The sequence below is a fragment of the Limnohabitans radicicola genome, from assembly GCF_014837235.1.
Lineage (GTDB): Bacteria > Pseudomonadota > Gammaproteobacteria > Burkholderiales > Burkholderiaceae_C > Limnohabitans_A > Limnohabitans_A radicicola.
Map to the genome: position 1 here is coordinate 981700 of NZ_JACYFT010000001.1, position 13902 is coordinate 995601.

The 13902-nt window shown below is 61.1% G+C and carries 12 protein-coding genes; 5 read left to right on the top strand and 7 right to left on the bottom strand.

All coding sequences use genetic code 11. The features are described 5' to 3' along the window. Positions 1-324 precede the first annotated feature (324 nt). Complete coding sequence (locus IC609_RS04810) at positions 325-2484, top strand: sigma-54-dependent Fis family transcriptional regulator (RefSeq protein ID WP_408610996.1); 2160 nt, start codon at positions 325-327, stop codon at positions 2482-2484. Here IC609_RS04810 and IC609_RS04815 read toward each other — a convergent pair. Continuing rightward, a complete protein-coding gene (locus tag IC609_RS04815; RefSeq protein ID WP_225223983.1) occupies positions 2461-3429 on the bottom strand; it encodes an MBL fold metallo-hydrolase in 969 nt (322 codons plus the stop codon). The two genes, IC609_RS04810 and IC609_RS04815, sit on opposite strands and share 24 nt — an antisense overlap. Positions 3430-3591: 162 nt before the next feature. Here IC609_RS04815 and IC609_RS04820 point away from each other — a divergent pair, with 162 nt between their 5' ends. The 4 genes from IC609_RS04820 to IC609_RS04835 are packed head-to-tail and all read left to right on the top strand — an operon-like array spanning position 3592 to position 6185. Further along, positions 3592-4344, top strand: coding sequence for a hypothetical protein (locus tag IC609_RS04820; RefSeq protein WP_191818297.1), 753 nt, complete (start codon positions 3592-3594; stop codon positions 4342-4344). Then, a complete protein-coding gene (locus IC609_RS04825) occupies positions 4319-4930 on the top strand; it encodes a hypothetical protein (RefSeq protein WP_191818298.1) in 612 nt (203 codons plus the stop codon). The genes IC609_RS04820 and IC609_RS04825 overlap by 26 nt, the downstream gene beginning before the upstream one ends. Before the next feature lie 20 nt (positions 4931-4950). Beyond that, a complete protein-coding gene (locus tag IC609_RS04830) occupies positions 4951-5475 on the top strand; it encodes a hypothetical protein (RefSeq protein ID WP_191818299.1) in 525 nt (174 codons plus the stop codon). A 5-nt stretch (positions 5476-5480) separates the two neighbouring features. Continuing rightward, the gene (locus IC609_RS04835; protein ID WP_191818300.1) at positions 5481-6185 is read left to right on the top strand and encodes a hypothetical protein; all 705 of its coding nucleotides are present in this window, start codon (positions 5481-5483) and stop codon (positions 6183-6185) included. Positions 6186-6202: 17 nt separating this feature from the next. Here IC609_RS04835 and IC609_RS04840 read toward each other — a convergent pair whose 3' ends face one another. The 6 genes from IC609_RS04840 to IC609_RS04865 all read right to left on the bottom strand — a co-directional run bounded on the left by IC609_RS04840 (position 6203) and on the right by IC609_RS04865 (position 13635). Beyond that, the gene (locus IC609_RS04840) at positions 6203-8689 is read right to left on the bottom strand and encodes a TonB-dependent receptor (protein WP_191818301.1); all 2487 of its coding nucleotides are present in this window, start codon (positions 8687-8689) and stop codon (positions 6203-6205) included. Positions 8690-8828: 139 nt separating this feature from the next. Continuing rightward, positions 8829-9482, bottom strand: a complete 654-nt coding sequence (locus IC609_RS04845; RefSeq protein ID WP_225223984.1) for a response regulator — start codon at positions 9480-9482, stop codon at positions 8829-8831. Continuing rightward, positions 9479-10756 (bottom strand): sensor histidine kinase, encoded by a 1278-nt coding sequence (locus IC609_RS04850; protein ID WP_191818302.1) that lies wholly within the window; start codon positions 10754-10756, stop codon positions 9479-9481. The genes IC609_RS04845 and IC609_RS04850 overlap by 4 nt, the downstream gene beginning before the upstream one ends. Positions 10757-10844: 88 nt before the next feature. Beyond that, positions 10845-11165: a c-type cytochrome gene (locus tag IC609_RS04855; RefSeq protein WP_191818303.1), complete on the bottom strand. Its 321-nt coding sequence runs from the start codon at positions 11163-11165 to the stop codon at positions 10845-10847. A 21-nt stretch (positions 11166-11186) separates the two neighbouring features. Further along, positions 11187-11936, bottom strand: a complete 750-nt coding sequence (locus IC609_RS04860) for a hypothetical protein (protein WP_191818304.1) — start codon at positions 11934-11936, stop codon at positions 11187-11189. A gap of 10 nt (positions 11937-11946) precedes the next feature. Beyond that, positions 11947-13635, bottom strand: coding sequence for a PQQ-dependent methanol/ethanol family dehydrogenase (locus IC609_RS04865; RefSeq protein WP_191818909.1), 1689 nt, complete (start codon positions 13633-13635; stop codon positions 11947-11949). Positions 13636-13902 lie beyond the last annotated feature (267 nt).

Consider the following 13902-nt stretch of genomic DNA (forward strand, 5'->3'; position numbering starts at 1 on the left):
CCGTGCCACCTGCTGCAGGCATCCACTGCCACGCGCGCGCCTTTGTGCAACACCCATGAAACACCGCGCTGTTGCATTGAGGCACAACCCGACACACCTTGGATACGGCTGTCCCCGTTACGGGTCCATTGGGGTTGGCCGGGCTTTTGCATGTGCGCAGAAATGAAACACTTTGATGCGCCAAGAGATGACACACGTCAAGATCATGAAAGCTTGGGAATGGAACATGACCCCTTGCCTGACACGCTGTCAGTGCCCACAAAAAACATAAAGCAAGGGTCAGCCGAGCCAGTCTGGGCGGTGACGGATCCGACCGGAGACAACATGCTCAGCATGCCCGCCATTTCAGCAGGTCAAGGATCTGCCACCGGGGTGTACGCGCTCAACAGCGAGCACCACCGCGCCTTGATTCAGGAGTCACAGGCGCGGAGCAACGCGTTTGGCCTTCAGGCGAGCGAAGTGCCAGACTATGCGCCCTTGAAACTCACAGAGTTGAATCTGGCCCGGGACGAAAATCGGCGGCTGTACCAACACGCCAGCCCGGTCATGGAGACGCTGTACGAGCAGATCGCCAACACGCACAGCATGGTCCTGCTGACCTCGCGAAACGGCCTGATCCTGCACTCCATGGGTGACATGGATTTTCTGGAAAAAGCCAACCGTGTGGCGCTCATGCCGGGCGTGGAATGGTCCGAGCGCAGCAAAGGCACCAATGCCATCGGTACGGCGCTCACCGAAGAGCGGCCCGTGGTGGTCCACGGCAGAGACCACTTTTTGCAGGCCAACCAGTTTTTGACCTGCTCTTGCACGCCCATTTTTGACCCCCATGGCAAAGTCATGGGCGCATTGGATGTGACGGGCGATGAGCGCAGCTACCACCAGCACACCATGGCACTGGTGCGCATGTCTGCGCAAATGATCGAGAACCACATGTTTGCCAACGAGTTCCCGGACGCGTTGCGCATCCATTTCCATGCCCGCACGGAATTCCTCAATACCCTGGTGGAAGGCATCATTGTCTTCACCATGGACGGGCGCTTCATTTCGGCCAACCGCAGCGCTCAATTCCAGTTGGGGCTGTCCTACAACGCCCTGCAGGCGCACACCTTCTCCTCCTTGTTTGGGCAGCCCGTGTCTCAGTTTTTTGACCGACTGCGCCACGCTGCGGGTCAACCTCTGAGTTTATGGATGCACAACGGGGTGTCGGTCTACTGTCAGGCACGGCTCAAACCCGTGGACTGGTTTGCCAACCGCTGGGCGGCAGGCGCTGCGCCAAGCAGCGAAGCCACGACGCCCGAGGCCGACATGCCCTCGCCACGCCCAGCCACCACGGCCACAACCGCCGCCGCCGCTGGTCGTGCCAGCCTGTCCAGCCTGCATTACCTCAACACGGGTGACCCTCAAGTGGCGGCTGTGCTCCACAAGCTGCAGCGTGTGCAGGGCAGTGACATCCCGATCATGATCCTGGGTGAAACCGGCACGGGCAAAGACATCCTGGCCCAAGCCATCCACAACGATTCAACCCGGGTGCGCAAGCCGTTTGTGTCGATCAACTGCGCATCCATCCCCGAAACGCTGATCGAATCCGAGTTGTTTGGTTACGAAGAAGGTGCATTCACCGGGGCCAAACGCCGGGGCGCACCAGGCAAGATCCAGATGGCGCATGGCGGCACCTTGTTCCTGGATGAGATCGGTGACATGCCCACCCAGCTGCAGGCTCGGTTGTTGCGCGTGCTGCAGGAGCGGCGCGTCACCCCACTGGGCTCGGGCAAGGAGTACGAGGTCGATGTGATGCTGATCTGCGCCACCAACAAGAACCTCAAGAGCCTGATTGCGCAGGGACAGTTCCGCGAAGACCTTTACTACAGGCTCAACGGCCTGGTGGTGCGCTTGCCAGCGCTGCGCGAACGCTCGGACTTCGAGGTGGTGGCCAACAAGATATTGCTCAACCTGTGCGGCCCTGGGCAACAGGTGCGCATATCGCCCGAGGTGATGGCTTTGTTTCAGCGGTACCGCTGGCCGGGCAACATTCGCCAACTGCACAACCTGCTGCGTACCGCCGTGGTCATGGTGGGACAGAGCGGCAGCATTGGCACAGATCACTTGCCGGACGATTTCCTCGATGAAGTGCGCGAGTCGGCCCACCAATCCGTCCCTCCTGCACCTGCCGTCACCGAAGACACCGCCTGGGGTCTGTCCAGCCATCCCCTGGGCAGCACCGCACCGGGCCGTGCCGACGTGAGCGCACCGATGTGTGCCGCATCTGCCGTACCCTCGGACACAACCTCGACCCACGTCCCCATGCCCCCGTCAACGGGCATGGTCGAGACGGCCGTGCGCCTGCAGGATGTGGCACTGCAGGCCATGACAGAGGCCTTGCGTCAATGCGAAGGCAATGTTTCGGCCGCAGCCAAACTGCTGGGGGTGTCGCGCAACACCATCTACCGCAAGAAAGACCAGTTACCGTCCGACGTCTGGGGCTGAGCAGGCCGAGGGCATGGACTGCTGCGCGATCCAGCGGCCTTCCATTTCACGCCAGACGCGCAATAGATTGAAGCGCCGCAGACGCCGCTCGGCCTCACTGCCTGCCCAATCGGTGGCCTGTTGCAGGACCTCCGATTCAGTCCAGCCTTTTTCCAGCCCCTGCCAGGCCTGGTGCACCAAATGACACAGCGCTTGGCGTTGGGCAGCCAACGCCTGAGGCACCGCATCGCCCTGCACCACCAGGTGCTGCCCGATCAACCATTGCGGACGCATGGATGCCATGCGCTCAAGCGCATCGAGCCAACCTTGCACCGAGCCCTGGGCCAAAACCAGCCGGACGCCGTCCACCAACGGGCCAGCCAATGCGATGCGCTCATCGGCGTTCCACAACACCAGATCGCTTTCGGTGTGCGCGAGCGGCATCTCCACCACCTGCCAGGCACGGCCTCCGGCCTGCAGCCACTCACCGTCACGCAGCTGCTCGTTGGGCAAACGGATGCGCGTGCCACGCAAGGCCGCTGGCCCCAGGTCCACGCGCATCGATGACAGACACGATGGGCAGCGCCCCTGCATGGCCGCCCGGGTGGCCGCTGTGGCCGCGATCGGGGCGGCAAATGCCGCATTGGCCAGAGTTTGCTCGGCATGGGCATGGCTGTTGACGAGGCGAACCACGCGTTGCGTCCGGACGCACCGCAGCGCACGCGCCAGCCCACGACCTTGCGCCACCGTGGGCCCGGGGTCGAGCACCGTGAGCTCTGACCCCTGACCCAGCACCACCGTGGTGGCGATGTGATCGGGCGTGAGAGGGTCCACGGCACGCCAGCGGCCATGCACCACAGAGACGCCCGGCAGCACAGGCTGCACCGATACGCCCGAGGCACCGCAGCTTCCCGCCTGCACTGAAGCCGTCACCCCGAACAAAGCGCATGTGACAAGCCTACGCAACAGTGCTCCAGAACGGAACACAGGGCGCAGGCGCGTCAGGGGAAACCCCAAAGAAAAAGGCGAATCAGACAGGTGCATCGGTGGCATTCTTGTTGCTCCAGTATGTCAGCACTTGGCATGCCAGTCCGGCAAGCCCTGAACACCGCTGGAGCCTGGCCACACATGAACCGCCCCCCCCTTCCGGACCGATCGCACCTGCGCATGTGGGGGGCTTTGCTGGTGCGCCGCATCCCGGGCGCAGGGGCTGCAGCCACCCCCATCGAACAAACACCCCAGGGCCTGTTCCTGCTTTGGCTGGGCTGGATGGGCCTCCTGGTGTTCGGTGCCGTGCTCATGTGGCAGCACGGTATTTGGCACCGTTTGGTGCAGGCCGACCCCACGGGACTGACGTTGGCGATTGTGTTGCTGTTTGTGCTGTGCTCGCTCTGGGCCGGGCATCGCAGCTGGCTGCTCGGTCAGCAATGGCAGGCACTGCACAGCCGCACAGGTTGGGCCGCAGATTATCTGCAAGCCCGGCACCATCCCGACACCGACAACGCGGTTTTGCTTCAAGTGCTCAGCGACCGCGCGCATGGCCCACATGAAATGGCCTGGTGGTTCAATGGCATCCAGCTCAAGCTGGGTCTGCTGGGCAAGGTCATCGGTTTTTCGATCCTGGCGCTGGAGCTGGGCCGCATGGACGGGTTTGATCCACAGCAATCGGCGCAAATGCTCAAGAGCCTGACGGGGGGGCTTGGCATTGCCTTGCTCACCACCATCACCGGGCTGTCGGGCAACATCCTGCTGGGCTTGCAGCTCATGCGCATCGACCGCTTTGCCGACACGCTGGTCGCTGAAATCCTGCAGCGCGGTGAAGCCGCTGCCTCCCGGACCCCGACAGAAAGCACGCATGGGCATTGGCCGCAGCACGCGTGACACCGAGACCGATCCGTTCTACGACATGTTGTTCAACATGTTGATCGCGTTCGTCTTTTGTTTCGTCATTGCCCTGATGTCCTTCAACCCACAGGCAAAGAAAGCGGGCGACGTGCCTGCCAAGGCCGAATTCATGATCACCGTGGCCTGGCCGGACGAAAACCCGAATGACATCGACACCTGGGTGCTGGAGCCCGGCGGCAAAGTGCTGTGGTTCCGCCAGCGTGATGTGGGGCTGCTGCACCTGGACCGCGATGACCGGGGGGCCAAAAACAACAGCGTGGTCGTCAACGGCCAACAAGTCAGCAGCGGCACCCGCCAAGAGATCGTCACCCTCCGGGGCCTGGTGGCGGGCGAGTACGTGGTCAACGCCCACTACTACGAAAGCGTCGATCACCAGCCTGTCGATGTGACCGTCACGGTGGTCAAGATCAACCCGCAAGCCGAAATCGTCTTCACCGGCACCCAGCAGATCGGTGCCAAAGGCGAAGAACGCACCCTGGTGCGTTTTTCCATCACCGACACCGGGCAGGTGACCGAAGTCAGCACCCAGCCCAAACCCCTTGTCATGCGCTCAGGCCTCTGAGCATTTCATTGAACCACCCCATGATTGCCACCACCACCTCCGAACTACTCTGGCTCAGTCTGGCCTATGCGCTGCTGGGCTTCCTGCTCCTGATCCTGTGCCTGGCCACCCGCTGGGCGTGGTGGATCAAGGCCGGGCTCGTCGTGCTCGTCAGCGGGTTTTACCTGCTGCACGCCAGCGTGCTGCGCGGCATTGCCGGCTGGCCCGCCGACGACCAGCTACCGCCACGCTTTGTGTTGCTGTCGGCGGTGTTCGATGAGCCCAGTCCGGCAAGGCACCATGCGGGCGCGATTTACATCTGGGTCAACGAGATCAAGGACCACGAGGCCCTGGACCTGCCCCGCGTCTACCGCCTGCCCTACGCCAAGGACCTGCACAGCCTGCTGGGCGATGGCATCAAAAAGGCGCGCGACGGCAACACCCAGATCGGAACCACCGAACCCCGGCGTGGCCAGGGCGGTTTGCCCTGGTTACGACCAGGCAGTGACGACAAAGTGCAGATCAAGCTCAGCGACCTGCCGCGTGCGCAGCTGCCCGAAAAATGATGGCCATGAAGCACCTCAAGTTCTCCGTGATCGCCGGGGCTGCGCTGCTCGCCCTGGCATGGGTCAGCACGTCCAGAAACATGGGCACTGACTGGTTCCCGCTGCGCTCAGGCGAAGTCACCACCTACGATGTGCGCTACAACGAAGAAGCCGTCAGGGACAAGGAAACCTGGACCTTGCGCACCCGTGGCCCGGTCAGCTGGCAAGGACATGAGTACATGCAAAGGCACCATTCGCAAGGTGTGGCCTTTTTTCTGGAGGTCAGCGACAAAGGGGTGCGCCGCGTGGCCCACCAGACGGACCTGGACCGCGAGCCACTGGCCGATGAAGTGCCGCAGTGGGTGCTGAAGGCGCCTTACACCCTGGGCACCGAATGGACCACCACCACAGTGCCTTACCTGCTGATGCGCAAGAACGAGCATCCCCGCGAACTCAAGCACAGCCACAAAGCTCAGATGTCCTGGCGCATCGATTCGGTCAACGACTCCGTCAAGCTGCGCTCAGGCGAAGTGCTCTCGCCTTGCCTGCATGTGGTGGGTCAAGCCTTCCTCAACCTGTACACCGACCCGGTCAACGGCTTTTCGGATGTGCCCCTGACCAGCCATGAGTGGTACTGCCAGGGCGTAGGTCTGGTCAAATTCACCCGAACAGAAAAAGTCCCCCCCGGCTTCATGACCGGTGGCGAACTGGTCGCCGAGCAGGTGCGCTGAGAGCGCACGCAGCACCATCACCTGAACTGGTAGCGCAGGCCGACCCAAACACTGCGCGGTGCACCGGGTGCGTAAAACGTTCCGTGGCGCAAAGGGTAACTGCCATCGGGGTTGGCCGCGAATGGCCGGGCCACCAGGGCGTTGCCATTGAAGGCGTTGGGAGCCAGCACCGCGGCCGTGGTGTAGCGCGTATCCAAGAGGTTGTTGATGCGGCCCGTCAGGGTCCAGCCAGGTTGCAGGACGTATTGGCCACTCAGATTGAACACCGCATAACCGGGGTTGTCGCCTGCACCGGAGTAATACCGACCGTCTGCCGCATGGCCATTGTTCTCATTGCCTCTGGCGATGCTGCGGCCCACGGACTGCATGTCCAGCCCCCAACGCCACTGCGCATTGGGCTTCCAGGTCACTTGCAGTTTGAACATCTGGCTGGGTGTCAGCGGAATGCGGTCACCTGGCTTGACCGCAATGTTGCCCTCCAGCCCCGGACCTGCGCTGTTGCTGCTGTTACTGTTGCCCGCCACGGTTTCTTCGCTTTGGTAAGTCGCTTGCAACCAGTTGTAGTGAACACCATAGCTCCATTCGGGACTGAGCGCGCCAGACAGACTGAGCTCCAGACCCTGACGGCGGGTTTGTCCGAAATTGCGAAAGTAACCATACCCGGTTTGCTGGCTGGCCACGAACAAAATATCCTGGTCGTTGACCGCACGGAAAACGCCGACCGACCAGGCGTGTTGGTCAGCCAGACGGCCGCGCAGGCCCAACTCCACCGTGCGGGTCACCACTTGTTGCAGTGGTGGATCACTGGCCATCGCATTGGGGAGTTTGCAAGGCTGCTCGGGGTTGGCACAGCCCAGTTCGGTGGTGGTAGGCGCACGGCTGCCTTCGTTGTAGCCCAGCCAACCTTGCAGCTGGGCAGAGGGGGCCCAGGTCAAGCCCACAGCCGGATTCAGCCGTGCATAGCGGTGCTCACCGCTCAATGACGCATCGGTGCCTTCGTGGCGTGTCAGCAGATCAAGGTTGCTGACGCGGGTTTGGTTGTAGCGGCCCGAAGTGGTCAGGTTCCACCCCCCCGCCCAAGACCAGGTGTTGCTGGCAAACACGCTCTGGGTACGGGTGCGCCCTTGCAAATCCACTGCCGTGTCCCAGGGCTCACCATCTACATTGCCGCCCGTGACACCATCTCCGAAAGCATTCACGCCCGTGACACTGCGGTCCGGGTTCACATAGCCCAGCTGGCTGCTTTGCGTGAAGCGCACACGGGAAGTGTCCAATGCGGCCCCCATCACGGTTTGGGTGCGGGCATCACCCATTTTGGATTCCCAACTCGACTGCAACACAAACCCTTGGTTGCTTTGGGTGGTCTGCCCTGAAGTGAGCAAGCCTGTGCATTTCTCGGCGGGCTCTTTGCTGCTGCTGTCATAGGGCAGCAGGGCATTGGCCAGGCAACGCCAGTATGGGAATGGGGTATTGCTGGCGTTGGCACCGCTGTTGGGGTAGCCACTGTAGCCATTTTGAGCCAACACCGAACGCTCGCCCGCGCTGGGCTGGTACACGCTTTGATCGAGTGAACCCTCATTGACATCGCCATTGAGCGTACTGCCCTTTTGCCTGCGCATGTAAATCTGTGCGCTCACATTCCAGCCCTCGCGCACTTCATGGCTGCCCGTCCAGTTGAGCATCAAAGCGTGCTGACGCGTGATGTCGGGGGTGGTGTAAACGCTCTTCCAATCGCTGGCCAATTGGCTGCCTTCTTGCAAGCCGTTGCCGTGCAAATCGTTGTCGGCCCAGCTCAGGCTCAAGTGGCTGCGGGTGCGGCCGTCGCGCCAGCCCAGCTTGCCAAAGAACTGCCGCACATCGCTGGGGGACTGGGCGCGCCAGCCACCGTCGTGAAACAGGTTGGCCATGGCGTAACCATCCAGACCCTGGTCGTTCACAAAGCCGTGTTCCAGCAAGAGGTTTCGGCGCCCATGGCTGCCCGCCTGGATTTGCAATTGTGTGCCAGGCTGGCTGCGTCCGTCTTTGGTTTCGAGCGCCAAAGCACCGCCCAAGGTGTTCAAGCCAAACAGCGGATTGGAGCCGGGCATCAAGGTGACCGACTTGAGCGCGGCGCGGGGGATCAAGTCCCAGCTGAGCACATCGCCAAAGGGCTGGTTCATGCGCACACCATCGAGGTAGACCGACAAACCTTGTGGCGTGCCCAGCAAGGGCGATGCCGTGAAGCCCCGGTACTGCACATCGGCCTGAAAAGGATTGCCCTGCAGCTCCTGCACTATGACGCCACCCAAATGGCGATTCATCCATTCGGCCAAGTCCTGGCTGTGGGCATCATTGACCAGGCCGCGCTGCACGGGTGCTGCGATCTGGCTGGCGTTCAGGTCCAATCCCGGCAAAGGCGTCGGGGCCACGATGGTGACGGTGTCCGAGGCGTTGGCGGCGATTGCGGGCTGGAAAGCCAACCCCATGGCCAGGGTCAACAGGGAAAGCTGCGGGATCGTCTTCATGTCGCTTGTCTCAAATGCTTATGGTCATGTCTCTTGGACTCTGGCCCCTTGAAGTGAATTGAGCATAGCGATGAGATCGCATGAAAACACGGGAGATGCACCCTGCGGACTCGGGAAATTTTCCCGAGCAATGTGCAAGTCAATCGTTTGCCATAACCGAAGGCCACTGCACCAGCCCATGACGCGCCGCCAACAGCAGCAATTCCATTTCAGAATGGACCTCCAGCTTGCGCCGGATGTTGGACAAATGGTTGAGCACGGTCTTGGCACTCAGGTGCAATTGATCCCCCATCGGTTCCACCTGCACACCGCCAGCAAACAAGCGAAGGATGTCGAACTCTCGCGGTGTCAGGCAGTCCAAGGGGTTGTCGCCCTGCACGGCCTGGCAAGCCATGTCGTGCGCCACATCGGGCGAAAACACGCGCTGGCCTTGTGCCACTTTGCGGATGGCGGCGATCATCTCCAATGGCTCTGAATTTTTGGTGATGTAGCCCAAGGCCCCATTGCGTAAGGCCTGTGTGACATAACCCACCGCCTGGTGCATGCTGAAGACCAGAACCTTCAATTGCGGCTGGCGCTCTAACAGGCGCTTGATGGCTTCGAGGCCACTGCCTTCGCGCAAGGACAAGTCCATCACCACCACCTCGATGGCCGTGTCGCGCAAGGCAGCACAAGCTTCGTCGCCACTGGCCACATCAGCCACCACCTGCAAATCGTCTTCGGCATCGATCAAGCGCCGATACCCGGCGCGCACCACAGCGTGATCGTCCACCAGCATGACACGGATGCTCATGCCAGCGCCTCTGCGTGAATGGGCAATGTGGCCTTCAACACCACACCACCACCTGCGCGGTCAAGAATGTCCAGCTCACCACCGACCATGGCCAAGCGTGCTTTCAGGCCCAGCAAGCCGTTGCCCGGGCTTTGCTGCAAAGCCTGCGCGCTTCCGCGCCCGTTGTCGGACACGGTCAGCACCATCTGAGCATCCCTGCTGTGGCAGGCCACTTCGATGTGGTCTGCACCACTGTGGCGAACGCAGTTGGTCAGGGCTTCTTGTAAGCAGCGGTAAAGTGCCAATCCGGCATCGGGACTGAGTGGGGGCAGGTCTCCAATCTGCCAGGCGATACGCCGGTCAGGTAAGCGTGTTTGCCAACCGGCCACCAACTCTTGCAGGGCTTCGCGCACGCCGCTGTCTTCGAGCCCATAAGGGCGCAAGCTGCTGAGCATCTGCCGCACGTGCCCTGCAATGCGCCGAGATTCACTGCCGATCTCGCGAGCGCATTCGGTCAAGGTGTGCGCAGGTGCTTTCTCTGCATGGTGTTCGATGTAAGCTGCCGTGGCGGTGATCGCGGTCAAGGATTGACCGAATTCATCGTGCAACTCGGCAGCCAGTTCCCGCCGCTCCTTGTCTTGCACCTCCATCAACTGCCGGGTCAGCCGTCGCTGGCTTTCACGGCCACGGGACAAGCTGTGCGCCAAACGATCCACCACGCTGGCGATGTGGGCGTATTCCCGCAGGGCCAAGGGGGGCAATCGGGCTTGGTCTTCACCCGCAGCCAGTCGGCTCAATCCTGTGTTCAATTCTTTCACCGGTGCCAGTGCACGGTCCACGGCCAACCAAGTCATGCTCAAACACACCACGCAAAACAAGCCCAACATCATCAGCACCTGCAAGGAGTCGCTGAGCTTTTCGCGGAACTCGCTTTCCGGGTCGGGCCGGATCCAGAGCATCTGATCGCCGATGCGGATGCGGTGGGCCCTGGCCTCTTCGGCATTCAAGCCCAGCCAAGACAACCTGCCGGATGCGGGGGATGGCTGAGCCGCCCCGGCATCGGATTCAAGCTGAACTTTGACATGCCGGAATTGCCCCGGTGCCAGTGCAGCCGCCAAAAGCGCCTGGCTGTCGCGGTCAGATGGCGAGGCCATCAGCGCCACCAGACGAGAGGTGGCTTTTTGTTCTGCCAATGCGTCTTCACGCAAGTCCTTCACCCACACCGCACCAAACACCAGCAGCAAGACAGCAAAGGCCAGCGCCAGGCGAGTGACAAGTGTTCGGCGAAGGTCCATGACAACAAAGGGCATTGGCCCAGGAGAGCAATGGCTCAGATTGTGACGTGCGCTGGCGCTTTGTGGATCCTGATAAACGTGAGGGACATCAAGGCTTGGTCGCCAACACATGGCGTGCCAGCGTCTTCAAATCATCCGGACTGATGCTCGCATGGGGTGGCATGGGCATGCGACCCCACTTGCCCTTGGAGCCGTTCTGGATGGATTGCACCAGGGTGGCCACGGCATCTTTGTCGCCACGGTATTTGTCGGCCACGCTCAAAAACGCAGGCCCCACCACTTTCTCGGCTTTGGCATGGCACGACAAGCAGCCGCTGTCCTTGAGCAAGGTTTCACCATCGGCCGCATGGGCCAGACCCATCATGCCCAAAGCCATCAGCACGGCGGCCAAAGTGCGAAGTGTTTTCATATTCAGCTCTCTTTCCAGTTTTCAAAAATTCAAATCGAACCAACTCAAGTTGATGGCCACGAAATCACCACGGTGCTCGTTGCCGTTTTGTCGGCCCCAGCCCGTGTCCAGCGCCAGCTTGTGGTGCTGCAACCAATGACGCACACCCAAATGAAGCAGTCGATCACGCCCATCCGATGTGCGCGTGCCTTCGACATACGCCCAGCGCTGCGGCGTCCACACCCAATGTGCGGCCAAAGTGCTGACTTGGGCACGCTGTGTCCCCACACCCGAAGTGCGCTGCCACTGCCAGCCTGCATTCGCATGCAACCACAAACGCTCCTGAGCCAGCGGCAGGGACACCACCGCCAAAGCTTGCTGTCGAGCGCCATGTCCATCCAAACTGGGCTCCACGCCCAACTTGGTCGCCAAGCCCCACCCCAGGTCTTGGGGTGACACCCACAGGCTGCGCAAACGCAAGCCCTGTTCAGGCTCTGGCGCATCCGGACGAGTAGCTTTGCCCAACTCGATTTCCAACCTTTGCGTGGAGGACAAGTCCCGCTCCATCTGCACACTCAGCGCCTGACCTCGTCGATTGACCACCAGTGTGCTGCTGAGCTCCCAAGCTTCGTCGTCGTCCGCTGCCATGGCGTGGGTCGTGCGTAAAAAAGGGCGGTCATCTGCGCGTGCGCACATGACCACCCCTGCTCCGATCAAGGCCAAGGCCGTCAAGCCCAAGGCTCGGAAACGATGCCCCTTCGGTGCCGCCAACGCGGCTTGGCTCAGGGGCATGTTGCCGATATCACTTGTTCAGCTTGAAGGTCCAGACAGAACCGCCTTGTTCGAGGAAGTTGACCTTCTTGGCCACTTCACCACCCCACAGCGGAACCGCACCACCCCAGCCAGAAACCACGGACACGTACTGGTCGTTGCCTTCTTTCCAGGTGATGGGAGGCGCGACGATGCCGGAACCGGTCTGGAACTGCCACACCACTTTGCCAGTCTTGGCGTCGGCGGCTTTCAGATAGCCTTCAGGTGTGCCCCAGAACACCAGATCGCCAGCAACCAAGACACCACCCCACAGAGGCGCTTCGTTCTTGACTTCCCACTCGATCTTGCCGGTCTTGGGGTTCACAGCACGCAGTGCGCCGATGTAATCGTCATACAGGGGCTTGATCGTGAAGCCAGCGCCCAGGTAAGCCGCGCCTTTTTTGTAGGTGACAGGCTCGTTCCAGATTTCCATGCCCCATTCGTTGGAAGGCACATAGAACAGGTTGGTTTTGGGGCTGTAAGCCATGGGCATCTGGTTCTTGCCACCCAGGAAGCCTGGGGCTGCAAAAACAGCCTTGCCTTTGGTGCCATCGCCACCAGGGCCTGTGGGGTCACCAGGGCGATTTTCAGGCACGAAGTTGGGGCGACCCGTCTTCAAGTCGATACCGTTGGCCCAGGTGGTTTTGGTCACGAAGGGGAAGGCGTTGAGCAGTTTGCCGGTGGCCGCATCGTTCACATAGAAGTAACCATTGCGGTCGGCCTTGGCACCCACGCGCTTGCCATCCATGTCGAAGGTGATGAACTCGTTCACACCGTCGAAGTCCCAAGCGTCGTTGGGGGTGTTCTGGTAGCTCCACTTGATCTGGCCGGACTTGACGTCGATGGCCACCGTGGAGGTGGAGTACAGGTTGTCACCTTTGCGCAGGTGGCTGTTCCAAGGGCCGGGATTGCCTGTGCCGAAATAGGCCAGACCGGTCTTGGCATCGTATGTGCCGCCCAGCCAAGTGGCTGCGCCGCCTGACTTCCAGGTATCACCCGGCCAGGTGGCGTTGGTGGTGCCGGAGATGCCGTTTTCCTTGCCGTCTTTGTAGCCCATGTGGCCTTCAACCACAGGACGCGACCAGACCATCTTGCCGGTCTTGGGGTCACGTGCTTCAACGCGGCCGACCACACCGAATTCACCGCCGGACACGCCCGTCAGCAGCAAACCGTCAGCGATCAGGGGAGCTGCACTGTAGCTGTAGCCTGCGGCATAGTCATCGATCTTCTCGCGCCAGACCACTTTGCCTGTGTTCTGGTCCAGCGCCACCAGTTGGGCGTCCAGCGTGCCGAAGATCACCAGGTTGTCAAACAGGGCGGCACCACGGTTGATCACATCACAGCAAGGCATGATGCCCTCGGGCAGACGGTGCTCGTATTTCCAGAGCTTCTTACCGGTCTTGGCGTCCAGCGCGAAGATGCGTGAGTAAGAAGCCGTGACGAACATTTTGCCGTTGTGCACCAGTGGCTGGGATTCCTGGCCGCGCTGCTTTTCACCACCAAAGGACATGGACCAGACGGGCACCAGCTTGCTGATGCTCTTGGCGTTCACATCGGTCAGAGGAGAGTAGCGTTGCCCTTGGGTGCCCAGACCCCAGGTCAGCACATCACCCGTGGTGGCGGCATCTTTGTTGATGGCATCGGTGGTCACCTGAGCGCCGACTTGCGCGGCGGCCATCATGACGAGCAGGCTCAAAAGTTTGTGTTTCACAGTGTTGTCTCCTGAAGTGGACGATCCAGACTTGGGGTGATGTAGAAACGGCTGACCGGGCAGCAAGACAGCCCGGCGTGACGTCGGAATCACTTTCCGCAAATACCGTGCCAACACCGCCCCGTGCTTGACCGGGTCAATGTCGGTAATAACCCTGAGAAATGCGGGGTAATTTCTGACGTTTATGGCCTGCTTGAATGGATACGGTTTGTCACAGTGTTCAACTTTGAATCAGCT

Bases quoted from the DNA above. Each gene is read 5' to 3' on its own strand.
- IC609_RS04850 (WP_191818302.1), bottom strand. From the start codon at position 10,756: ATGGACCTTCGCCGAACACTTGTCACTCGCCTGGCGCTGGCCTTTGCT.
- IC609_RS04825 (WP_191818298.1), top strand. From the start codon at position 4,319: ATGGGCATTGGCCGCAGCACGCGTGACACCGAGACCGATCCGTTCTAC.
- IC609_RS04845 (WP_225223984.1), bottom strand. From the start codon at position 9,482: ATGAGCATCCGTGTCATGCTGGTGGACGATCACGCTGTGGTGCGCGCC.
- IC609_RS04820 (WP_191818297.1), top strand. From the start codon at position 3,592: ATGAACCGCCCCCCCCTTCCGGACCGATCGCACCTGCGCATGTGGGGG.
- IC609_RS04835 (WP_191818300.1), top strand. From the start codon at position 5,481: ATGAAGCACCTCAAGTTCTCCGTGATCGCCGGGGCTGCGCTGCTCGCC.
- IC609_RS04840 (WP_191818301.1), bottom strand. From the start codon at position 8,689: ATGAAGACGATCCCGCAGCTTTCCCTGTTGACCCTGGCCATGGGGTTG.
- IC609_RS04860 (WP_191818304.1), bottom strand. From the start codon at position 11,936: ATGCCCCTGAGCCAAGCCGCGTTGGCGGCACCGAAGGGGCATCGTTTC.
- IC609_RS04855 (WP_191818303.1), bottom strand. From the start codon at position 11,165: ATGAAAACACTTCGCACTTTGGCCGCCGTGCTGATGGCTTTGGGCATG.
- IC609_RS04830 (WP_191818299.1), top strand. From the start codon at position 4,951: ATGATTGCCACCACCACCTCCGAACTACTCTGGCTCAGTCTGGCCTAT.
- IC609_RS04810 (WP_408610996.1), top strand. From the start codon at position 325: ATGCTCAGCATGCCCGCCATTTCAGCAGGTCAAGGATCTGCCACCGGG.
- IC609_RS04865 (WP_191818909.1), bottom strand. From the start codon at position 13,635: ATGATGGCCGCCGCGCAAGTCGGCGCTCAGGTGACCACCGATGCCATC.